Annotated in this window: 22 protein-coding genes and 2 CRISPR repeat arrays; of the genes, 4 read left to right on the forward strand and 18 right to left on the reverse strand. The window is 44.3% G+C overall.

All coding sequences use genetic code 11. The annotated features are described in order from the left end of the window. The first annotated feature begins 55 nt into the window (after positions 1-55). Positions 56-353: direct repeats of the CRISPR family, unit length 30 nt; unit sequence GTTTCAATTCCTTATAGGTAGTCTATCAAC. A gap of 563 nt (positions 354-916) precedes the next feature. The 7 genes from nagB to srlA form a co-directional block, all read right to left on the reverse strand. After that, the gene (gene nagB, locus P22_RS16335) at positions 917-1,660 is read right to left on the reverse strand and encodes a glucosamine-6-phosphate deaminase (protein ID WP_054261301.1); all 744 of its coding nucleotides are present in this window, start codon (positions 1,658-1,660) and stop codon (positions 917-919) included. Positions 1,661-1,729: 69 nt separating this feature from the next. Continuing rightward, positions 1,730-2,749: an iron-containing alcohol dehydrogenase gene (locus P22_RS16340; RefSeq protein WP_054261302.1), complete on the reverse strand. Its 1,020-nt coding sequence runs from the start codon at positions 2,747-2,749 to the stop codon at positions 1,730-1,732. Between the two features lie 21 nt (positions 2,750-2,770). Further along, entirely contained in the window at positions 2,771-3,190 is a 420-nt protein-coding gene (locus P22_RS16345; protein WP_054261303.1) for a transcriptional regulator GutM, read from the reverse strand. A gap of 7 nt (positions 3,191-3,197) precedes the next feature. Beyond that, positions 3,198-3,566: a PTS glucitol/sorbitol transporter subunit IIA gene (locus P22_RS16350; protein ID WP_054261304.1), complete on the reverse strand. Its 369-nt coding sequence runs from the start codon at positions 3,564-3,566 to the stop codon at positions 3,198-3,200. Positions 3,567-3,577: 11 nt separating this feature from the next. After that, positions 3,578-4,111: a PTS glucitol/sorbitol transporter subunit IIB gene (locus tag P22_RS21515; RefSeq protein ID WP_054261305.1), complete on the reverse strand. Its 534-nt coding sequence runs from the start codon at positions 4,109-4,111 to the stop codon at positions 3,578-3,580. Further along, positions 4,108-4,491, reverse strand: coding sequence for a PTS sorbitol transporter (locus tag P22_RS21520; RefSeq protein ID WP_054261306.1), 384 nt, complete (start codon positions 4,489-4,491; stop codon positions 4,108-4,110). The genes P22_RS21515 and P22_RS21520 overlap by 4 nt, the downstream gene beginning before the upstream one ends. A 33-nt stretch (positions 4,492-4,524) precedes the next feature. Beyond that, entirely contained in the window at positions 4,525-5,109 is a 585-nt protein-coding gene (gene srlA, locus P22_RS16365) for a PTS glucitol/sorbitol transporter subunit IIC (RefSeq protein WP_054261307.1), read from the reverse strand. Positions 5,110-5,440: 331 nt separating this feature from the next. Between srlA and P22_RS16370 the strand changes: the two genes are divergently transcribed. Continuing rightward, on the forward strand, positions 5,441-5,671 hold the full coding sequence (locus P22_RS16370) for a helix-turn-helix domain-containing protein (RefSeq protein ID WP_054261308.1): 231 nt from the start codon (positions 5,441-5,443) through the stop codon (positions 5,669-5,671). A 460-nt stretch (positions 5,672-6,131) separates the two neighbouring features. On the opposite strand, the gene P22_RS16375 is transcribed toward P22_RS16370, so the two are convergent. From P22_RS16375 to P22_RS16420, 11 genes are all read right to left on the reverse strand, one after another. Then, a complete protein-coding gene (locus P22_RS16375) occupies positions 6,132-6,818 on the reverse strand; it encodes a flavodoxin family protein (protein ID WP_054261309.1) in 687 nt (228 codons plus the stop codon). 256 nt (positions 6,819-7,074) lie between these two features. After that, a CRISPR array of direct repeats spans positions 7,075-7,835; the repeat unit is 30 nt; unit sequence GTTTCAATTCCTTATAGGTAGTCTATCAAC. A 468-nt stretch (positions 7,836-8,303) separates the two neighbouring features. After that, positions 8,304-8,909: a dienelactone hydrolase family protein gene (locus P22_RS16380; protein WP_054261310.1), complete on the reverse strand. Its 606-nt coding sequence runs from the start codon at positions 8,907-8,909 to the stop codon at positions 8,304-8,306. Positions 8,910-9,115: 206 nt separating this feature from the next. Continuing rightward, positions 9,116-9,769: a histidine phosphatase family protein gene (locus tag P22_RS16385; protein WP_216598099.1), complete on the reverse strand. Its 654-nt coding sequence runs from the start codon at positions 9,767-9,769 to the stop codon at positions 9,116-9,118. A 381-nt stretch (positions 9,770-10,150) separates the two neighbouring features. Then, entirely contained in the window at positions 10,151-10,468 is a 318-nt protein-coding gene (locus P22_RS16390) for a LapA family protein (protein WP_054261312.1), read from the reverse strand. 322 nt (positions 10,469-10,790) lie between these two features. Further along, positions 10,791-10,937: a tautomerase family protein gene (locus P22_RS20150; protein ID WP_082378535.1), complete on the reverse strand. Its 147-nt coding sequence runs from the start codon at positions 10,935-10,937 to the stop codon at positions 10,791-10,793. Continuing rightward, complete coding sequence (locus tag P22_RS16395) at positions 10,873-11,637, reverse strand: 4Fe-4S double cluster binding domain-containing protein (RefSeq protein ID WP_082378536.1); 765 nt, start codon at positions 11,635-11,637, stop codon at positions 10,873-10,875. The genes P22_RS20150 and P22_RS16395 overlap by 65 nt, the downstream gene beginning before the upstream one ends. A 148-nt stretch (positions 11,638-11,785) precedes the next feature. Further along, entirely contained in the window at positions 11,786-13,093 is a 1,308-nt protein-coding gene (locus P22_RS16400; protein ID WP_054261313.1) for an amidohydrolase, read from the reverse strand. Positions 13,094-13,269: 176 nt separating this feature from the next. After that, positions 13,270-14,520: a C4-dicarboxylate transporter DcuC gene (dcuC, locus tag P22_RS16405; RefSeq protein WP_054261314.1), complete on the reverse strand. Its 1,251-nt coding sequence runs from the start codon at positions 14,518-14,520 to the stop codon at positions 13,270-13,272. Positions 14,521-14,781: 261 nt separating this feature from the next. Beyond that, positions 14,782-16,125, reverse strand: coding sequence for a hypothetical protein (locus P22_RS16410; protein ID WP_054261315.1), 1,344 nt, complete (start codon positions 16,123-16,125; stop codon positions 14,782-14,784). A gap of 908 nt (positions 16,126-17,033) precedes the next feature. Next, on the reverse strand, positions 17,034-17,246 hold the full coding sequence (locus tag P22_RS16415; protein ID WP_054261316.1) for a hypothetical protein: 213 nt from the start codon (positions 17,244-17,246) through the stop codon (positions 17,034-17,036). Between the two features lie 256 nt (positions 17,247-17,502). Continuing rightward, complete coding sequence (locus tag P22_RS16420; protein WP_054261317.1) at positions 17,503-18,279, reverse strand: DUF6544 family protein; 777 nt, start codon at positions 18,277-18,279, stop codon at positions 17,503-17,505. A 256-nt stretch (positions 18,280-18,535) separates the two neighbouring features. Between P22_RS16420 and P22_RS16425 the strand changes: the two genes are divergently transcribed. The 3 genes from P22_RS16425 (at position 18,536) to P22_RS16435 (ending at position 21,474) form a co-directional block, all read left to right on the forward strand. Next, positions 18,536-19,081 carry a hypothetical protein gene (locus tag P22_RS16425; RefSeq protein WP_172675867.1) on the forward strand — a complete coding sequence of 182 codons (546 nt, stop codon included), beginning with the start codon at positions 18,536-18,538 and terminating at the stop codon, positions 19,079-19,081. Between the two features lie 169 nt (positions 19,082-19,250). Then, the gene (locus P22_RS16430; RefSeq protein WP_054261319.1) at positions 19,251-19,940 is read left to right on the forward strand and encodes a hypothetical protein; all 690 of its coding nucleotides are present in this window, start codon (positions 19,251-19,253) and stop codon (positions 19,938-19,940) included. A 592-nt stretch (positions 19,941-20,532) separates the two neighbouring features. Continuing rightward, positions 20,533-21,474, forward strand: a complete 942-nt coding sequence (locus P22_RS16435; protein ID WP_054261320.1) for a P1 family peptidase — start codon at positions 20,533-20,535, stop codon at positions 21,472-21,474. Positions 21,475-21,763 lie beyond the last annotated feature (289 nt).

Genomic DNA, 21,763 nt, shown 5'->3' on the forward strand with positions numbered 1-21,763 from the left:
AGGTAGTCTATCAACGGTACGGACAATGCCATATTAACCATGAACACGGAAAGGGGTTTCAATTCCTTATAGGTAGTCTATCAACGAAACTATCTCCCCAAGCGAAGCCTGAATACTGCCTGTTTCAATTCCTTATAGGTAGTCTATCAACTAGGCAAGCACTATACAAAAAGATAGATGAAGGTATGTTTCAATTCCTTATAGGTAGTCTATCAACCAGAGAAATAGCATCCATGCTTGACGCTGTAAAGGGTGGTTTCAATTCCTTATAGGTAGTCTATCAACGTACAGCGGGGCCGGGGAAAAAGAAGAAAAAGACACAGGTTTCAATTCCTTATAGGTAGTCTATCAACCCATCAAACGCCTAATAAATCAAGACATTATTCGTTTTTCACCAAAAAAAGCACAGGATAAACCAAACAATTCTGACTCATCAAATATGCCGTAAAGCCCTATCTGGCCGGCTTTGAAATTAACGGCCGGTTTGTCGTCGATCTCCCGGTGTTTTTACACTACTGGAGGTCGACGACAAACGGATTAAAGGCAAAACGTTTTTTCCCAAAAGCGCTTTATCATTCAGAATAGAACAATTCATCCTGTTTTTTCTATTTCTTCTTAAAGATACCATCATATCATTGAAAGTGCAACCCAGTATCTTGCGAATATCAAAATCAGGATCGATTGCTTACTACATCACTTCTTAGCAAACAGTGACAGTTCTCCCGCTCCCTTACTTTCCCACTTAGTTATTCCAGTTCTTTCGGTTTAATAGCCTTGCGCTAACTGTTTATAGGCAAAGAGACGGCAGTTTTGTCTTTTCTTTCAAGACCTAACTCCGTCTCTCTTTGCTTCTTAACAATACGTATTCTTGGGAGAACCAGACTTACACAAAGGCCCGCTCTATTCGCTGACTCACTTAACTAACCGGACGGTTATATCCCACCTGTTGGGCCAGTTCCCGGTCAAGAATCACCGTGACATCCCGGTGCAGCTTCAGCAATGTACAGGGCATCCGGGTAGTGACTTCATCATCGTTTAACAGCTTTTGCAGGGCGCCGGCCTTCTGGCTGCCGGTGGCAATCACCACAATCTTCCCGGCATGCAGGATGTCGCCAACCCCCATCGTGATCGCGGTCTTCGGTACGTCCTCTTCACTGGCGAAAAAACGGGCGTTGGCCTTGATAGTCGCTTCGGCCAGTTCTGCCATATGTACCCTGGCATGCAGTACCTCCCCCGGCTCGTTAAAACCGATATGCCCGTTAATCCCTACACCTAAAAGCTGTATGTCCCGTTTCCAGACGTCCAGGATCCCGGCAAAAATAGCCATCTCCTGCTGCAGCATATGACAGCCGGAAGGCACGTAGGTGTTGAGCGGGCTGACATCGACATGGTCAAAAAAATGATTGTCCATGTATCTGCGGTAACTTTGCGGATGATCGGGCTTCAAGCCGATATACTCATCCAGGTTGACGGTTTTGACATCCTTAAAACTAACCGTTTGCTGATGATATGCCTGAATCAGATAAGGATAAACACCCTGAGCCGTGCCGCCGGTAGCCAGGCCAAGGCAGGCCTGGGGATTGGCCTGTATGGCGGCAATCATCTGACCGGCGGCTTCCCGGCAGGTTTCTTCATAGGACTCGGTTACTATGATATTCACTGACGGTTCTCACTCCTCTTGATGGGGCAGGCAGCCCTGCCGCCTGCCTGTTATTTGGGTAATCGGGGGTTATGCGGCGGGGAAATCCCGTTGGTACTTTGCCAGGATGGCTTCCACCCATTCAGGTGTAACCTCCTTAGCGTTGCAGATGGAGTAGCGGATGTGTTGTTCCCGGACAAACCGGTTCAGGGTTAGCAGAGCCTGCCGAATGTCGTCAAGGCTGACGTTCAGGGCCTGAGGCGTAATAGCAAGCTGCGAGCGTTTAATGAGCGACACGGCCCGTTCGTGCTGGTTGTCCTGAAAGGCAGACAGGAAATAAACACCGAGGCAGACGGCCTGGCCGTGCAGGAATTTTTTCCCGGTGATTCGTTCCAGGTTCATAAAGAAATTGTGTTCCGAACCGTCTTCCCACATGGTGTGGCGCATCCGGTAGCTGTGTTCGGCAATGCCTTTATAGGCCCGGACGATAAACCGGAGGCCGGTTTCGTTATTCTTGACAATATCGTCCAGGTATTCGGCTAACAGGGACAGCATCTCCTGGGTCTCATCATAAATGCGCTGATCGAAGGCATGAGATTTGGTAATCAGGGCATTTATTTTCCAGTCATAGCTGGCGGTCAGGCAGCTTAAGAGATCGCCTACGCCGGACAGGTTCAGGTGCCGGGGCGCCTGCTCCAGGATATCAAAATCGATCAGGATTTCCCGGGGCAGGATATCGCCTTCATATTTGACGACATGGTCATAACGGACGGCAGCCTTGTAGCAAAGAAAAGCATTCACGGATAAAGCAGTGGGCAGTTGATACAGGGGTGTTTGCTGAGCAGCCGCCCAAAGCTTAGCGGCGTCGGCGGCCATGCCGCCACCCAGGCCCAGCACCTGGGTAAAGCCCGTTATGGTTTTTACTTCTTCCATCATGGTTTGTTTATCCATGGTTTTGACGAAATAAACCCGGATATGTTCTTGCTTCACCTGTCCCTTCAGCTTTTCCCAGATGACGGGGTCGGTGACAATCAGCCAGCCGGGCTTGCTGTCGATCAGCGGGGTTAACAGGTTTCTGCCATAGGTGACTGGATAGTTTTCATTATTCATGATCTTTCTTTTTTCTCCTTTTCATTTTGGCGTGGAACCGCGCCGTGCTCCTTCCAGCACGGTCAGTTTGCGGCGGATGTCTTCGGCGGCGCGAAGTTGCGCGGTCTCCTTAAGGGTCAGCCGTTCTTCGGGTGCATAGCAGGCTAACAGTTCGTCAATCTGCTGAAAGGCCAGCTTCCGGTCCGGGGCAAAATCCGTTCCGAGGCTGATGCCTTTTAACCGGTAGGCGCTGCGGATACGGCCTGCCGGATCGGCAATGATTAGGTAATACACCCGCCAGCCGGTCCAGTGGCGGGCCGTACCGCAGCCGCAGACACCAAGCTTTTGCAGACGACAGAGTGTCCGGGTGATCTTCTTGAGCTGGTAGATGCCGAGCAGGCTTTGCAGGAGTATGAGGATAAAGAGATAAACCAGCAGGGCTTCCAGTCTCAGACTGTCCATGCCTTCTCTATTTCCCCTCCCGCCGGATAGCCAGTGTCTCGCCCACTGTCACCGTTTGCGGCGCCCCTCCGCACAAATGGACGCTGCCTGCCCAGTTGGTCGCTATGGCCCCGTCAAAACGCAGCGAGATGTGCCCTAGCTTTTGCAGATTCTCACTGGCGGCGGAACCAACGGCGGTAATGGGATAGCTCTGCCCGCCCAGCAACAGGGAATCTCCCGCTTGAATGTCCGATAGCAGGACCGCAGGGGTAAGAATCAGGCAGTAGTCCCGCAAATCCGCCGGGGCCTGCGGATAAAAGGTGATCAACAAATCCCCTTTGAGAAAGTCTAATCCCTTGGGTCCGATGGCTTGAATGGTGGTCCGATAGATGTCCATGCTCAGCCCCCCTATTGATAGATAAAGAAGCTGACCGCCAGCGCGGCTCCCACTTCCACCGGTGCCACCAGGAACTTGGCGTACAGTACCGCCGGGACGCCGACTTCGGCGGTTTCCGGCTCGGCTTCGGTCAGACTTAAGCCCACCGGGATAAAGTCGGCCCCCACCGGCTGGTGAATGGCAAACAAGGCCGGCAACGCCAGGTGCGGCGGAATCTTGCCGCCGGCAATGAGTGTCCCGACCAGTACGCCGATGGTCTGCGGGATGACAGCCCCCGGCCCCAGGATAGGCGACAGTACCGGAATGGCCGACACCATCCCCAGCGCCAGCAGCCCCCAGGGATTTCCGGCCAGAGCGGCCAGCCCGTCGGCAATCCGCTGGCCGAGGCCGCTGCCCATAATGATGCCGACAATGGCGCTGACGAAAACCATAAACGGCAGCACGGTACTGAGCATCAGTTTGACCGACTCCCGCCCGGCCTGGACGAATGTACTGACCACCCGGCCAATGCCGGAAGACAAAGCAAGAATGAAGTTGTGGCTCATGGGGATTCCTCCTTTTTGACTTGAATCTGCGCCAGCCCGACTGCCGATACATAAATACCGGGCTTGATGAAAGCGGCAAACGGCCCTGACGGACTGACCGGGTTGATGTTCACGGTCTTAAGCCCCTTCTTGGGGAACAACCCCAACCGCAAGGTGCCGCCGCAATTGACGACCACGCAGGCCGTTTCGGCATCGGGGACAATGGTGGTAAAACCATCCACCGCTTCCCCGCCGGACAGCTCGGCGATCCGCTTGGCTACCGGATGAATCCCGCCGCCGGCAATGCACACGATCTTCCGGCGTTTATCACTGATACTGACTTCCAGGGGTATGCCCCAGCCGCGCGGACCGGGGGAAATGCAAACAATTGGCTGATCCATAGTGAGATCCCCCTCTATTGATTTATGGTAACTTTACAGCAAAGGTTCCTCGACGGCCCCACCCAGTTTTCTGGCCTCCAGCTTGTCCCAGTCAATGCCCTTCTTTTTGGCCAAAGCATGGGCGATCTTCTCGACCACAAACGCCTTAAGGGTGGTGGTAACCATCGCCAGGAAAAAGACACTGACCGCCAGCGGCCCGATGGGCAGCCCCAGCTTGATGATGCCATCGGCCACCCCCAGCCAGGCATACAGCTCGGCGGGGTTGACATGGGGAAAGAAGCACATCAGCGGCGCCATGGTGCTGCAGTTCACCGCCTCATAGTAACCGGGTTTATAACGCTCCGGCAGAAATCGCCCCATGAGAAAAGCGGTGGGATTGGAAAAGAAAAACGCGGACAGGTACGGCAGGAACAAATAGCGGATCAGAATCCGCTTCCCGGCCAGCCGCTGGGCAAACCCCTCGATCCGGTCCTGCCCTACCAGGGCAATGATGGTGTTCATAATGGTCAGGGCGATCAAGGCTGCCGGTAAAATCCCGGTGATCATGCCGACCAGCGTCGCCCCGCCGGTATTGATGAGCTTGATAAAGCTCTCCCCTGTCGCAACAAAAAAGTCCATGGAAATCCTCCTTCAAATTTTACTTACCTACAAACGAGTGCGAAGGATACCTAAAGGATACTACAGAACAGTTTACGAATTTTGCCAGATAGGCTATAATAAAAATGTGTTTTTATGTTGTTGTGTGCCTCATTTTGGGCACAACGAACCGGGCAGTATCCCGCTTGCAGGCTGACGATACTGCTTGGGCTTTTGTCACCTCGCTTTCGTGATTTTTGGGATTGCGGGTTGATTGGCATCACCTCCCTTTAACAACTCATTTTGTCAACGTAAAGTTGACTTACATTCTTTATTTTAGTCAACTTTACGTTGACTGTCAAGGAGTATATTTATGTTTTCACGAGAAATTTTGGGCCAAAAATTAAAAGACCTTCGGTTATCGAATAATTTAAAACTCGAACATGTAGGCGCAAAATTTAATGTCACTAAACAAACAGTAAGCCATTGGGAAAAAGGCGAGCGCACTCCCTCTCTTGAGATGGCTACTGCATTAGCGGAATATTATGATGTCTCATTGGATTACTTGGTTGGGTTAAGTAGCAATCCGAAAAGGGATAAATAAAGAATTTTAGATAAAAACAATAAAGGCTCAAATCACTGGCAATTTTACAAGTGATTTGAGCTTTTCTACTATATTTCTTAAACTATTTTTCTATGACGTGGCATCATTGTCATGTCAAAAGTAGAACACCTTGATTTTACTGGCTTCGCAGGTATTTTCTTGTTCTAGTACATGCCATTTAATTGTACCAGAACATGTCACTACCCGCTCCCTTAAAACTAGTATTTATCACGGTATCGCAGTTTTACTCCATAACATGCCACGGTATCCCTCCATGAAACACGTTTGTTTCAGTATAGTAAAAACTCGTTCTTTGTAAATAAAACTCCCCGTCCGGCCACGACCGAAACGGGGAGTTCTTATGCTGATTTGCCAGTCTTCCTTTTTTAGTTTTATTTATCTCATTTAAACACAAAATTTAATGTTAACACTTTTGGGTTGTATTAGCTTTTTAAATCTCTTAACCGGAATTACCAGCCCTTGTATTTATCTTTTCTACATATTCTTCAGGGTTAATTAGTTCCATTTGAAGTTTAGTTTTTATATTGCTGGATACTTTACCATCTTTAACAATTTCGAAACCAGCTTTCGTTACATATTTCAAATATTCATCTACTATAACTTTTATTTTGGAGTCGGCGGTTTTAAGTAAATTACCGCTATTTCTATATATCTCTAACACCGGATTTGCTGACTTAAAAACCTGTTTAATGGTTTCAAAGTTATTTTCACCTGGAAATCCACAGGTTGAAATAACAACTACATCAGGGAATTTTATTCTTTCCTGCATATCATAATTACCATTTGATTGATTCACGATAGGGCTTCTCAAAGGTACAAGACGATCCACAAAATTTTTCAAAGCAGCCGTCATATTCCAAGTGTACACCGGCGTTGCTAAACAAATTATATCGGAGGTCACATATTTCTCTATTAGTTCTTTCATGTCATCAGTAAAGACACATTGTCCAGGTGTTTTGAACCAGCATGAAAAACACCCGCTACAATGGCTAATATTTTTATCAATAAGAAAAACATTATCTACCCCAGCCCCAGCAGATTTCGCACCATCCAAAAACTTTTGTACAATAATATGCGTGTTACTTTGAGCTGCGCGAGGACTTCCATTAAATGCTGTTATTTTCATCTTATCCACCCTTCAGACCATTTCGTTAATAAGGAAATGTATTTTTGATAATCTCTAGCTAAATTAGTCAATTCACCATCCCCAGAATTAAGTTTAAATTATATTTCAATCACTATCAATAAACGAACCGTAGAGTATATTAGAAAATCCTTATAAACGATGAAATCAAGATAGAAAGATATTTTTTATATTCTAAGGTTTTGTATATCTTTTTTAAAGTGATTAGCCTTTATATAAGCGGACAGCCCCAAAACGAGTTTCAATTCCTTATAGGTAGTCTATCAACGTCAATACCACCAGATTCCAAAAGGCTTTGGCCTGGTTTCAATTCCTTATAGGTAGTCTATCAACCGACCGGTACGCCGGTTTCCTTTGCATCCTGAATAAGTTTCAATTCCTTATAGGTAGTCTATCAACCAATGAGGCAGGCGGGGGCTTCGGTTTGTGTTAGCACAGTTTCAATTCCTTATAGGTAGTCTATCAACTCCCCCGGCTTAGAAAGTGGATCGGGGACCGTGTCATGTTTCAATTCCTTATAGGTAGTCTATCAACGATCATCACATTAGCCAAGACGCAGCACCGTCCCTAGTTTCAATTCCTTATAGGTAGTCTATCAACTAATGTAGTGAAATATCCTGAAAAGAAACCACCTTGTTTCAATTCCTTATAGGTAGTCTATCAACAAATCAGTCGCATCCCGGGAAATGGCCTCATTTAGGTTTCAATTCCTTATAGGTAGTCTATCAACGGTAACGGCCTGGATGGATATGCGAAGCGGCAAACTAGGTTTCAATTCCTTATAGGTAGTCTATCAACCGGTTATATAGAGATACACTTATTTTGGCTATGTCGGTTTCAATTCCTTATAGGTAGTCTATCAACTGACACTAATTGCTGCAAAGCAGTGCGCTCTACGCTCGTTTCAATTCCTTATAGGTAGTCTATCAACGTAGGGGATGATACCGGGGTTGTCTTTCAGGTACACATGTTTCAATTCCTTATAGGTAGTCTATCAACCCATTTTAGCCGCAGAAAATCTGCATTCGTGAGATGTCAAAAAACAATAAAAGTTGCCCTTCCATTCATAAAATCCAGCATAAGCATCATTCAGTTTGTCGTCGATCTCCCAGGTTTTTTACGCTATTGCCGATCGACGACATTTTATTAATGCTCGTAAGTATGAAATAACCGGATAAATGCTTTCTTCTTGTATTCCGTAATTATCCAGGAAATCCTGCCGGAAAACCGGAAGGACGATTTTAGTTTTTCTACGAGCGTGTCAAGGGGACGGGTTGCCGACGACTTAAAACAGGTACGGTAAATAGGTTGTCAATAACTCCGTCCCCTTGACACGTCCAGGATTATACGCATGCTGCATCAGATACGGTGATTTTTATTAACCTGTTTGGTTTCTTGTCCACGAAATCACCCCTATAATAGAGTTCTATCCATAACACAACATTAGTATGTATAGAAAAAGCTACCTCATTTCGTCAATGACCCTTTGACAAAAAATAACACCTCTTTAGTTGCAATAAGAGCCGATTTATTATTATAATTTTTTGAAAAAGGGTCTGCAAAACCATGTCTACCATTTATCCTTTTTATAATGATACCTTTAATTCCACTTAGTTTTTTAATTAAATCGTCTACCGCGAAAGCCTTTTCTTCAGTTGGAAACAATAACAAAGCAGGACATTGAGGTATTACTGTAAGATAATCACGGATTCTAGAGCCATAAAATCCAACAACTAAATCACATACCTTCGTTTGACTACACAACCAAGCAAGGGTGGCCCCTATGCTATATCCAAGTACGTATATTTTTGTATATTGCAGTCTCACATCGTACAAAATTTGCTTTATTTGTTTCATCGCACTTTCAAATCCAATGTTCTCTACAAAATAATTATATGCCGCCTCTTCTTGGTCATAGTTAAACTTAATCCTGTCACGCAACAAGTTTGGAACAATAATATCATATTTACGCTTTGATAATTGATTACATATATTCATTATATGATCATTAATTCCATAAATTTCATGAAGAACAATGACAACAGTGTCTGAATTATTTTTATAAGTCAACACATTAATATCGTCCCCATCAAAAATTGATTTGATTATTGGTCAATGAATACAAGGGAATGTCCTATCACTCTATGATACAGTTCTCCGTATCACTGGTAACAGTGCAGAAAAGAGCAATGATACTCCCTCATTGCCCTCAAATAGAGTCAAACCATTGCATATTTTCGGAGATGGGCTTAATACATATTACCAGATTGTTTTTTACTTCACTGATTAAAGGATATTACTTTAAACACACTGTTAGTATACTCGATAATTGAAACACTGGAATTTTTGATTTCGACACGAACGTTAGTCTCTTCTGAAAACTTGTGTATAAGATTTCTTATTGTATTGCCGTGCGTCACAACTAACACATTTTCGTCATTTCCCCGATTTTGCGCAATAATCTCATTGAGGCCTTTTTCAAGGCGCGCCCAGTGTTCCGCATGATTCTCGGCATCGCGAAACGGGTCCGCCTCTTTGGTGAAACGCATTGCTTCTTCCGGGCTATGATTTAGTAGCAACTCCTTAAAATCGGCGCATCCGTTCTGTTTTGCAATCTTATCCCAGGCTACTTCCGAATATTCCCCTTCAAAGCTCCCAAAAAACGACTCCCGAAACGCTTTTGTTTTATTAATAGGCAAGTCACTGCTGTACTTATTCTGACCCAGGATCAATTCTGCAGTTTCCACAGTTCTTCCCGAATCACTTGTATACACACGATCAAACCGGATATTCGATAACTTCTTCCCGCATTCGACTGCAACAATTTTTCCTTCTTCCGTCAGCGGACTATCCGCCCATCCTTGCATTCTTTTGTAACGATTCAAATAAGTTTCGCCATGCCTCACTAAATACATATATATCTTACCGCCCACTCCAACATCCCCCATTCCATGTCCAGCAAAATAGAAAGTCCTGTTTTGTCATCTCTACTACCAAAGCTTCGTTATTTTTAGGTCAATTTCCTTTAGTCCGTCAACATTAAGCACTGCAACCGGATTTTCTATTTATGTATATCGTCATAAGGATCGCCAATATAAAAATACAATGATACCAGTATTATTTGATAATGGATGATAAACGGAAATATCTCCCAAATTAACTAAAATACTGCCATCATCATTCTGCTTTATCGGATTCATATTTTTTTGTTCGAAAAATTTCTATGGTTACAATCAGGTCTTACCATGAGATTTCTATTTTTAGCAACAAAAAAGGCAACCTGAGATTAAGATCTCAAGCAACCTTCCGGCAAGCTAAGACTGTATGGTTTCCCTTTGTTTTAAAGCCGGCTCCTCAGGAGGCAGTTCCTGGTGCTTTGACAGATCTGCTTCGAGCTGGCTGATTCGCCTTTGGGCCTTGTGAAGCCGATAGCGAAGTTTAAGCTGTACAAATAGCTGCAGCGTTAACGCAGATAAAAATCCCACGATTGCCGTACCCAGGATAACTAATACAAGTGATGATTCCATGTTCCACATTAATAGATTGACCGTAACAACAGTGCTGTTTTGAACCGCAAACATGGCAATGAGAAAAGCAAAGACTAATGCAGATACCAGCAATATATAAGGCAATCTGCTCTCCCCCTTCAATAAACCGTTATATTGTTATTCTACCATATAAAATTCCTCGAAACACTACATGATAAAAGCCGCTACTACTTAATTGCCGTGCTTACCTTCCCATTCACCATCACCTCTGATAATAGCATATCAGAAGGACACGGGGATAAAGGACACGGGGACAGGTTCATTGTCCCAATTTGTCCGGTCAATTACACTTTTTGATATTCCTATATGTCCCATAGACGGCATTACTGACACTATTTATATTTTCTGGCCGAAAACTCCTGCCAAATTAATACAAAATTTAGCAGGAGTTTCCTTAATCTAGTATCTAAAGCAGTAATATATTCAAATTCTTTTCAAAAAGGTGAGTAACCGTTTCCCCGCCTATCCCCCAGTTATCGGTATCTACTTCATCGATCACGACAATGGTAGTTTTCCCCAGTACATCTACCAGCAGTTGAGTGGCTCCCTGAATTAATTGTACTTTTTGCTCGTGTTAATTTACTTCCATGAGGACAAATTGCAACACAAATTCCACAAACATGTCCATGAAATTGTGGGTATTTATTTATTTTCCATATGTCGCATCTTTGGACATCAATCAAGGATTTCCTTGGCACCCCATCACTCCAAAGGTTACCAACAATAGCGCTCGCCGGGCATGCATCAACACATTTTTTACATTTACCACAATGATTCTTCTCAAGTATATCATTTGTTTGAAGTGGCGTATCAGTAAACAAGGTTGACAATCTAACTCTTGGGCCATATTTTCTTGTTATTAAAAGAGAACTTTTTCCTATCCATCCTAACCCGCCCCTTACGGCAGCTGCTTTATGAGGAAATTCACCGCTGATATTGACAAAGTCAGTTCTTTTTGAAGAGGGTATGGCATAAGCCTGATATCCGCTCTCCTCTATTTCGATTTTTAGCTGCTCAGTTATCAAATCAAGTCTATCATTTAAGCTAAGATATTCATCATAATAAGCTTGATTAGGTCCATCTACAATATTATTCACAATAGGTGGCGAAAGAGGCAGTCCAATTGTTATTGCATATGGGAGATGTCTGATTTTATTAGGAGCAATATCACCAACATAAGCAAATCCATAAATTACATCACCAAAATTTTTCAATATGTTTATTATATGTGTTTCTAAATCAGTTGCTTGCAAGTTCTTACCCCCTCCAGCTAGTCTTACTCATATTATACTGGAGTAAAATAAAAAAAGCCTATATCGTAACCTTATTCTCTTGAAGAATTTTCAGTAAAGTGCGTACCGTGGTTGATAGATATTTATCACATTAACTAAATATAGTCAACTATTTCTTACGCAAAAGCTCACCGGCGGCTTTACCTAACAAAGCGGTCGCACTAACTAAGCTTTCTTCCTCAAAATCAAACCGCGAATCATGATGCCCGGCCGCCAATTCGGTGCCAATCATCAGATAAGCAACCTGCCCTCCGTTTTGCTGTACCCGTTCCATGAAATAGGTACAATCTTCGCTTCCGCCGATGTTTCCTTCCGGCAGTATGCTTTCAAACAAATTGCTTTTTTCAGCAACCTGCTGCAAACGCTCCACAAGCAGAGGACTATTTTCGCTGTTAGCGGCACCGCCCATTGGCAACACCACAAGTTTAACCTCATGCATGGCAGCGGCTGCCTCAAGGATTCTAAGCGCTCTCTGGTACATATAATCGTTGATTTCGCTGGTAGTCCCGCGTGTCTCAAGTTTCAATACCGCCTTGTCCGGAATGACGTTGCGTCCGGTTCCGGCCTGCAAGACCCCGACATTGATACGCGAGGCCCCCTTGCTATGGCGGGAAATAGCGTGCAGATTAAGAGCAGCCGTAGCTGCCGCCAATAATGCATTTTGCCCGGTTTCCGGCGCTGCGCCGGCATGCGCGGGAACGCCGGTATAGACTGCATCCAGTTTCGTCGTCGCCAGGAAGCCTACCGTGTTACAAGTCATCGTACCTCTTTGCTTCAGCCCAATCCCCAAATGCATGCCAATAAAAAAATCCACGTCATCGACAATGCCGCGCGCAACCATCGCTTTCGCGCCTCGTACCCCTTCCTCGGCCGGTTGAAAAATCAGCTTTACCGTTCCGGCAAGTTCATTTTTCATTTCAGCTAATACTTCTGCCAGGGTTAAGCCGATCGCGGTATGACCATCATGCCCGCAGGCATGCATCGCGCCCGCATTGACAGAAGCAAACCCTTCACGCCAAGGCCTATGTTCCGCCAGCGTAGCTTCCGCTACATCATTTGCATCCATATCAAAGCGGAAGGCTACAACAGGTCCCGGCTCAGCGAAGTGCAGCACGCCCATTACACCGGTTTTACCGCCCTGCATTCTGCCTACCCAGTTTGGATCAGCCCCCTGGGCGATCGCTCTTCTTTGATGGTTGATCAATTTCTGCTCGGAAGGTACTCCCATCATAACCTCAGCGTCAATCACCGCGTCGCCCACTGCCACTTGATAGCCGAGGCGGGTTAATGTTTCAGCCACAATCGCTGCTGTACGAAACTCCGTCCAAGCTGTTTCTGCATGTTTATGTAAATCGCGGCGGCAATTGACAAGCTTCTCCTTTTTTCTTTTCACTAACTCCAAAATATCCGTATTCATGCGTTACTCTCCCTTGTCCAATAAGTTCATTTTAACTATCTTAAACGTCCGGTAAGGTAATTTTTCTTCTCCCCCTAATCTATATACCTTCTGAGGGGGTAAGAAAACGCAAGCTGTACACCGCTGTGCGGTGTACAGACTTGCAACCATTGAAGACAGTCTCTTTTCTCCTACTATTAATACATCAAAAGAGCCATACCGATAATCATAGCTCCCATCATCGGTAACCAGTTACGTTTTGTAACTTCCATCGGATTAATGCCGGCAATACCGGCTACAATGATAGTAGCGCCGGCAATCGGCGACATCGTACGCCCAAGCGTACCACCTAAGGTAGCCATACTGCCCATTTGAATGGTTCCCATGCCAAAATCCGCCGCATGCGGCGTAACTGCCTGATTGAAGGCCATTGTCGCCGCGTCGCCGGAGCCGACGACAAACCCCAGAATAAAAGGCCCGACGGCGGCACATAACTTAACAATGGCCGGATTATGGAGCATAGCTTCGATAAAGGCCTTGACAAGCCCCATTGCCGTCAAACCAGATACAAATACCCCTGCCGCAATGATAATGCCGATTATTTCACCGTAGGCTTTACCCATACCATTAAAAAAGGCATTGCTAAGTCTGATTGGATTTTTCCTGGTCACTAAAAGAGCCAGTGCACAACCAATAATCATCGCCTGCGGCACATCCGTTTTTAAAGCGGGCACCAAGGTAGCCCCTAAAAGAAGAAGCAGAATCGGAAACATCGGCATCAGGGCATACAGCAGATTGACTTTAAAGGCGTTATCCGCTTCCAGACCTTCCGCGTGATACCCCTTGTGCTCTTTTTTATAGTAGGCAACAGCAGTAATTAAAATCGCAGCAACAATCAGTGACGCAATATTGGCTTTGAATTGAAAGGCAATTACATCCATAACCCCTACGCCGGCAATTTTTGCAACAACCGGATTATGTGCCAAACCTGGATTAAGCATACTACCATATGTACCACACTTGACCGCGGCTGCCGCAATGGCAGGATGCACACCGGCAGACATCATCAGCGGTACAAAAATTGCGCCGGCTGCCGCCGCTGTTCCTGCCGCACTTGGCAAGGCTACATTTACCGCATAAGTGGCAACCACTACGCCGGGAATCAACAGCGGGCGAACTTTTCCCAAACCACTGGCCAACAGATTGATCAGATGTTTGTCACATTCGGTAAACCGCATAACCATGGCAAAGCCCATAACGGAACATACGGCTTGAATCAGGCCGGCATTTGTCATTTCTTTTGCAAATGCGTCCAAAGCGGCCATAGGGGTGCCAGCCACACAGGCCATAAGAATACCGGATACTAAAAGCACTAAGCGTGCATCGTAACGTTTGACCAAAAAGTAAATCGTAATAATGACCAAAATCACACCAATAGTAAGCATCATAGCAAACACCTCTCCCCTTATCGCGATGAATTTTGTTACTCCTTATCTCTGCAGACCTTCTCCTCCGTCTTTTTTAGCAAATCAGACAAACAGAGTAAACAGCATGCCGTCGTTCCTTTTCAGTCTATTTACGGACATTTCCTTAAATAGCAATTAAAAAACGGGCTTTTACTCGTATTAAAACAAAAGCCCTCGTATAAATACGAGAGCTCCGTTGCTATGTAATACTATACTTGCTTTTATGGCCCTTGTCAATATATTTTAGCTGAATTCATCTTGATGATGTAAATGCGCTAAGAGTAGCTGTAAATTGATTTTGTAAAGCTTACGCGGTCGTCCCTTAGCAAGCATCTCTTCGCCGGCCAATTCAGCCAAACGATTCTCTACCAAAATCGTTAAAATTCTTCTGGCGCTGCGGGACGTAATGCTCAGATAGACGGCTAATTCCTCTGCCCCGACAGTATCCGTATCCAACTTATCAATCACTGCCAGCAACCGGTTTACGGTAGTGACGCTGAGGTTTAGCTGATCAGCTACCCGTTTGCAGGCCGCAGCATCTGCCTGCACGGAATACTTAAGATGGACTGCCGAGCTTAAGGGGCCGATCACTTCCCGCTCATCGTTTACCGCCATCCATAACCCTTTGCCTTTCTGCTGGGCAATGCCCAGTGCATGAAATGCATTTTGCTCGGCATCATAGGCCGTAACACCGAAACCAATGCCGCCGCTAACCGCCGCCTTTACCTGGCAGGATATATCCTCCAGGATAGGGATAACGGTAAGTTCATTGGTACTGTCTTCCAGTATGCCACGCGTAGAATACAAAGTATACTGGCCATCGCCCCGGCTTACGAGAGACCCCTTCAACATTTCAGCATAGTCGACTAAAATCTTGTATAAACACATTTCCATGCGCTTTACATTATAGCTTGAACTGGCACGTACTATATTGTCGTATTCATCAATCGCAATTTCTTGTATTGCCAATTGACTTCCTTTAAAGCGTTGTGCCAGGCAGGAATTTATTGCTACATCCAACGTAGTGCGAATATTGCTCCGCGTCGTCCAAACACGAAAAGCAGGCACCCCTAATTCTTTTAGCTTTTCATACGTTGTCAAAAAACAAGTGACGGCAATATCGATCTTGCCTGCCTGCCATAGTTCATAATGATGATTCGCAAACTCCCTGGCCGAAGCCACGTCGGAAAACGGTTTAACGTATATGGTAGGCAACGGTAGATTTATATCCTTAAAAGTTTCTTCTACCTCGGCCTGACTAAATGTATCAAAGCTAATCCTGCGCAGCTTCAAATTTTTAATATACGTGATTTCAAACAAAGCCCGATATAAACTGGAACCGGTATGTGGAAGATAAAACAGCGGCTTATGTGTGGCTACAGACAGCGCATAGTGGTATGGCACAATACCCGAAAATAACCACATATCAAATTCCGGACAACGTGCCCGCATAATTTCCGGAACTTGCGCTGCGTCCTGATAGACAATACCCTGCGGCGATAAGATATCACTTCGTTCCAATGCTACCGCGTAGGCTAAGGACACCGAATCGGAAGGCCCGACAATAGCCATTCGAATTTTTTCCATGTATTTTTATCTCCAATTCTTTTCTATCTCAAGGAGCACAGCCTTTACATGCCGCCAGCATTCTTGATAAAACTCTACCGTATCTTTTTCTTACTCACTTTTCCATTATAACCTATTTTCATATTTTTGCGCATAGGTTGCAACTTCATGTTCAACAAGTGGTGGGGAGAAATCAAATATATAGGAAACAAAAAGCCGCTATCTATTTGCAACGCTTGCTGATAATAGCGGTTTCTTCGTTGAAAATTTCCCTAAATCATATGGTGGATGCGATCCTTGGAATTCTTAACCCCTTCATCAATTGTTTGGCTATTATCCACTATATTACCTCCTACTTTTCTACAAACCAACGTCCCTCTTCGTCAAAAAGGAAAAATTGCTTTTTCCCTAATGAAGACATTAGTATCATTACTAATTCTAATACTGGCATTAACTTTTAACCTCATTATATGTTGATTAGCGCAGGTACAAAAATAAAAACACCCAGCAATATATTCACTGGGCAAAAAATTAAGGCGGCAACCTCATAAATTGGGGTGGATTTTGTGCTAATTAGGACCTAGCAGGTTGAGTTACAGTTGTCCTCACAACAGAAAAATAGTAATAAAATAATTATGATGATTATTATAATAAACCAACTACTACCATGACCACCGAAGCCTCCCCGTCCCATAGAACAGACCTCCTTTGTTTTGGGTTGTGAAGTACGATGTACATTGTATCTTATGCTTCACATGAAAAATCGGTTACGGGTAACAAATAAAAACTACTCAAGAATTGCCTTTCTCTTTTCATGCATGACTATCTCCCCATGGAAAGTTTCAGTATAGTAAAAAACTCGTTCTTTGTAAATATAACTCCCCGTCCGGCCATGACCGAGACGGGGAGCATCATGTAGATTTTAATTTTTAATTGTTATGTAATACGATACCCAGTATTGCCAAGCCTCCAAGTGTTCTCATGATTTCTTCATGATGTTCCCTCTCCCGCTCTCTCTGACTATCCTCATACCGATGTCCATCATGATGTCTGGGAGAGGCTTCTATTACGGATGCTCCGAAACCGAATTGCATGAGACCTACCAGGGAATAAACGATAACTTTTTTGGCTAACTTGTTCACGGGGAATCCCTCCTTTATTTACTAACTCAAGTATATTTGGGGATTGTGACAAACTTATGACTAAACAGTCATTTTGTAGCAAAAAAACCAGCCTCATAAAACACGGGTAAAACACGGGGACAGGTTAGTTGTTTTACGCTCCCGTTGGTTCCTATGAGACAGTTCTCCGTACCAGATATAACGGCGAACTTCCAAACGAAACATGGAGACAATTTTACCATGAAACATCTTTCCTGTCCCCTTGTCCCACTAGGAATTAATTGATTTTTGTCTTATTATATACAATATCTGTTATGGCGCCATTAAAATATTCGAAGTCTCCAGCGGGCAGGTTCCAAATTGCTTTTAGCCTGGATGGTATTTTTATGCCATTCTTTTCAATATAATTACTTCCCTCAGCCGTCCACTTGTGTTTTTCCAATAGCCCGCCACCGCTATCCATATAACGGTCCTCTGTTTCAAATTTTGTGAATTCACCCTTATCATTAAAGGTAACTATACCTTCTGCTTTTACACCTTTGTAGTCAATGCTTGCTTTAGCATGATTAGAGTCAATAGCCTCCCACTTGATATATGGCTGCAGGGCGCAGGTAGGCACGAGTAAAGCCTCAGACAAATAGGTAACGGCAGCAGATACATCCATTTCTGTTCCTGTTACGTCAAATACGGTTACTTTCTTCAGCAGTTTACCCAGCATGTTTCCTTGTCCGTTAAGATACCTGTCTCTGCCCTCAAACGGAATGATGCCAAACATTGTTGAATAAATATAGGCTAATCTCGCTGGCTCAGAAACAAAATTATATTGCTCATATTTTATTTTAATCCACGGTTTATCGGGTCGCATTTTAAAAATGACATCATTCCATACAATTTTAGCATTTGCCATTTTTGCTTTGCCTATATAGCCGCAATATACAAAATATCGTTGAACCGGTTCGGGCAGAGATAATATATCGTTTTCTTTAAATACCTCATGGCTTACTATAGATTTGTCGAGCTCGGTTTGCACTTCCGATAAATACATTTTTTTCATAGGTGTATATTCTCTCCCAATGATAAAATTGCAGCACTACTATAGGTTCATTGTCCCCAATTGTCCGTCGATTACACTTTTTGATATTTCTATATGTCCCATAGACGGCATTACTGACACTATTTATATTTTCCGGTTTCTTATTTTCCGGCTGAAACTACAAAACTCCTGCCAATTACATCCAAAAATCAGCAGGAGTTTCCTTATTTGAAAACAAATAATATACTTCATACCTATCCGAACAATACGTTGCGGGGTGAAAATTATAATAAGAAAAATATTAATAACATTTATTTTTATATTGCTAGTATCTACAGTGCCATGCCTGGCTAAAGAATATCTTGATGACGAATTGGGTTTTAAAATAACTCTTCCTGAAGAGTGGGTTCTTGTTCCTAATCCTTCTAAAGCGCACGAAGTAATGTTTATACATTACAACAAGGGCTACGATAGCTATTTAATAATAAAGTCTAGTTTAAACCGTACCGGATCTACATTAGATAGCCTGTCAGATCAAGAAATTAAAGATATTGCATACTCTAACTTTGAATACTTAAAAGACAATCCAAAATTTCTTATCGAGAATAAAGTTATACAAGTTCATGGCCATAAAGCCTTATTTTTTATTACCGAATCAACCTTAAATAATAACACGCCATTCAATAGGATTTTTTCTCAGTTTACTCTTAATGATGGCATATATACTGTTTCCGTTGTTACAGGAAGTAGTACCTACGATGAGGTATTACCTGAAATAATGGAAATGCTTAATACTTTTCAACCTCTTGAAAGAAAAAGATAATAGGTAAGGGGATATTTATGCTAGACCTCCACATCTTTCGAATTACAAAACTTAATTCCAAAGATTCGAAAAACACTTTTAATCCAACACAATGTAACATTTTATGTAATATATACATAAAATGTAATAACCCAACTGGTTATTGGAATTAAAAGAGGAGGAATTTATAGTGAGTCAACATCCTAATTTTGGTTCCGGTTCACGGAAAATCATTGAAGAGTTATGCCGCGAATTAGGTATAAGTATGATTCTTTTTGATGCAGGCGGGACGGCATACTGGGGCATACTTTCACGAATCGAGGATGGTCGTTTTGCAAGACTTACCCCACCCCCAGGTAAACGTGGGGTTGTTGTAATAGCCCCAAATGGCGATTTTTATCGTGAAGATTTTACTATTGTCGATTTATGCAATATAGTCGGTAAAGCTGTCAACGTTATTCCCGATATATTTGATGGATGCAAGAACTTTAGAAAAGCAGCTCTTACCCTTGGCATCACAGATCAATCCCCTATAGAGAACTCTGTTACCATGGATGAGAAACTGAGCATACCCACCGTACAGGTAATTGAAGACAATGATGGCGAACCTCGTGGTCGTGACGACATTATTGACCAATTATGCTTTTTCCAAGGACAAAATGGATTCAATGCACGTACATGGGGTGGTTTTCAGTTTACTTGTAGTCGCTTAGTTGATATCGAAGACTGTCTGATTGTATTAACTGACGTAAAACTCCGCCTCCCCGGAGATGATGAAAAGATTTTCTTAAACACAGTAACTTTAGTTATAAATGCTATACTTTCCTTTGGAATTTCCTCCCAAGAAGAGTGCGATGACGACTGTCATTCTTGCCCCTAAACTGAACCAATTAATAACCTAAATATAAATTTGCTCTCTATCAGTTCCTTTATACTGAGCGAAAGAGCCGTGTTAAAACGTAAAGTTCAGCACAGCTCTACAAATTCCCTTCATCTATTTGCCTAGAAGATACAGGGGACGGCAGACCGTGTGCCCCCCCAATTAATCATATTAAACTAAAAAAACAGCAACTAGCCTTTATTAAGCAAAGGCTAGTTCTCGGTTTTTCCGTGGGTCAAGAGGACGGGGTTGCCGACAACTTAAAACAGATACTTGAATTTTAGATAAAATAATAAAGGCTCAAATCACTTGATGTACTGTGAGTGATTTGAGCCTTTATTATTTATTCATACATTTTACGTACTATCGTCCATAACATGACAATATGACGTTGGCATACTCCATATAGAGTGGGGATACCCCTTTTACCACACACTCCATGTGCATTGTGTTCATAATATCTAAAAGAAAACACATATTACTCACTTGTAATCGTTTTCTGAATATGCGAATTACCACTTTGTTTGTAACATTTTCGTCTTAATTTTACATAGTATGTATTGAATAACCAATAGCAAGGGAGTGATTCGGTATGCCCCATTGTAAGTGTAAGGAAGCAGCCACTATGGGAGGCCTTACTGATGTTCCCGGCATCCTGGTAGGAAACGCTGAGAACAAATGCGACCGGACGGGATGCACGGTAATTCTCTGCCCGGATGGGGCAATTCCCGGCGTATCCGTAAGTGGAGGTAACCCCGTTACCCAGAATACCGATAACATCCGCCCTGGCACCACAGAGAATCCGATATATGGCGTCCTCCTTACAGGGAGCAGTGTCTTCGGGCTGCCGGCGACGGGCGGAGTAATGCGCTGGCTTGTTGAGCAAGGGATCGATGATGTGCCTGTTGTACCTGCGGCGGTCATCTACGACCTCCCCTTCGCCATGGGCTCCCCTCCGCCTGATGCAGCTCTCGCCTACGCCGCCTGCCAGTCTGCAAATGCTGGTCCCGTTCCGGAAGGAAATGTGGGTGCCGGAGCGGGAGCAACGGCGGGAAAAATCTACGGTAGGCCAATGAAGTCAGGACTTGGTACTGCCTCCATTAGCATTCCCGGCGGTCCTGTGGTGGCAGCCCTGGCGGTGGTCAATCCCGTCGGAGACGTATGGTGTGGGGAACATATCGTCGTCGGAGCGCTACGTCCTGATGGAACCTTTGTCAACCAGACCCGGGCGATGCTGGCTGGTGTGCCGGTACCGAAGTCCAGCCAGACCATGAACACCACAATCGCACTAGTGGCTACCACCGCTCGGCTGACCAAGGCACAGGCCAACCGGGTGGCAATGCTCGCCGAAGATGGAATGGCCCGAGCTATCTCCCCCAATCATACGCAGTGGGACGGTGACACGATTTTCTGCCTCGCCCTGGGTTCATACACCAGTAATTTGACAGGTGACGAGCTTGTTACGCTGGTGGGCACAGCCGCTGCGGCAGTACTGGAGGAGGCCATTATCCGGGGAGCACTGGCAGCACAATAATCAGGGACATACGCACCAAGTAGGACCTGAAATGTGATAGCTTTCATAAAAAAATTAAGCCCGAGAACATTGCTGTTCCGGGTAACTGATCTTAACTATTTATCAGATAACAGGAGATGACAATCTGAATGGATAAGGCGGGTGCGCGCCAGGCTGCCTGTTACTTTTACCTCGTTAACTTCCATAAGACCTCCTGCTTTCAATGCATTTTGGGTACAAAAAAGCGGCCGTGAAGCTTCCCACAGGCCCGTAAGCCGCCTCGGAGCTTCCCGCCGCATTCGCGCTAAAC

It is taken from the genome of Propionispora sp. 2/2-37, from assembly GCF_001298735.1.
Classification (GTDB): domain Bacteria; phylum Bacillota; class Negativicutes; order Propionisporales; family Propionisporaceae; genus Propionispora.

What these genes read in the sequence shown, in the direction of transcription:
- P22_RS16375 (WP_054261309.1), bottom strand. Translation starts at nt 6,818, where the DNA reads ATGAAAATAACAGCATTTAATGGAAGTCCTCGCGCAGCTCAAAGTAAC.
- P22_RS16435 (WP_054261320.1), top strand. Translation starts at nt 20,533, where the DNA reads ATGCCCCATTGTAAGTGTAAGGAAGCAGCCACTATGGGAGGCCTTACT.
- P22_RS16410 (WP_054261315.1), bottom strand. Translation starts at nt 16,125, where the DNA reads ATGGAAAAAATTCGAATGGCTATTGTCGGGCCTTCCGATTCGGTGTCC.
- P22_RS16370 (WP_054261308.1), top strand. Translation starts at nt 5,441, where the DNA reads ATGTTTTCACGAGAAATTTTGGGCCAAAAATTAAAAGACCTTCGGTTA.
- P22_RS16340 (WP_054261302.1), bottom strand. Translation starts at nt 2,749, where the DNA reads ATGAATAATGAAAACTATCCAGTCACCTATGGCAGAAACCTGTTAACC.
- P22_RS21520 (WP_054261306.1), bottom strand. Translation starts at nt 4,491, where the DNA reads ATGGATCAGCCAATTGTTTGCATTTCCCCCGGTCCGCGCGGCTGGGGC.
- P22_RS16420 (WP_054261317.1), bottom strand. Translation starts at nt 18,279, where the DNA reads ATGAAAAAAATGTATTTATCGGAAGTGCAAACCGAGCTCGACAAATCT.
- P22_RS21515 (WP_054261305.1), bottom strand. Translation starts at nt 4,111, where the DNA reads ATGAGCCACAACTTCATTCTTGCTTTGTCTTCCGGCATTGGCCGGGTG.
- P22_RS16350 (WP_054261304.1), bottom strand. Translation starts at nt 3,566, where the DNA reads ATGGACATCTATCGGACCACCATTCAAGCCATCGGACCCAAGGGATTA.
- dcuC (WP_054261314.1), bottom strand. Translation starts at nt 14,520, where the DNA reads ATGATGCTTACTATTGGTGTGATTTTGGTCATTATTACGATTTACTTT.
- P22_RS16400 (WP_054261313.1), bottom strand. Translation starts at nt 13,093, where the DNA reads ATGAATACGGATATTTTGGAGTTAGTGAAAAGAAAAAAGGAGAAGCTT.
- srlA (WP_054261307.1), bottom strand. Translation starts at nt 5,109, where the DNA reads ATGGACTTTTTTGTTGCGACAGGGGAGAGCTTTATCAAGCTCATCAAT.
- P22_RS16345 (WP_054261303.1), bottom strand. Translation starts at nt 3,190, where the DNA reads ATGGACAGTCTGAGACTGGAAGCCCTGCTGGTTTATCTCTTTATCCTC.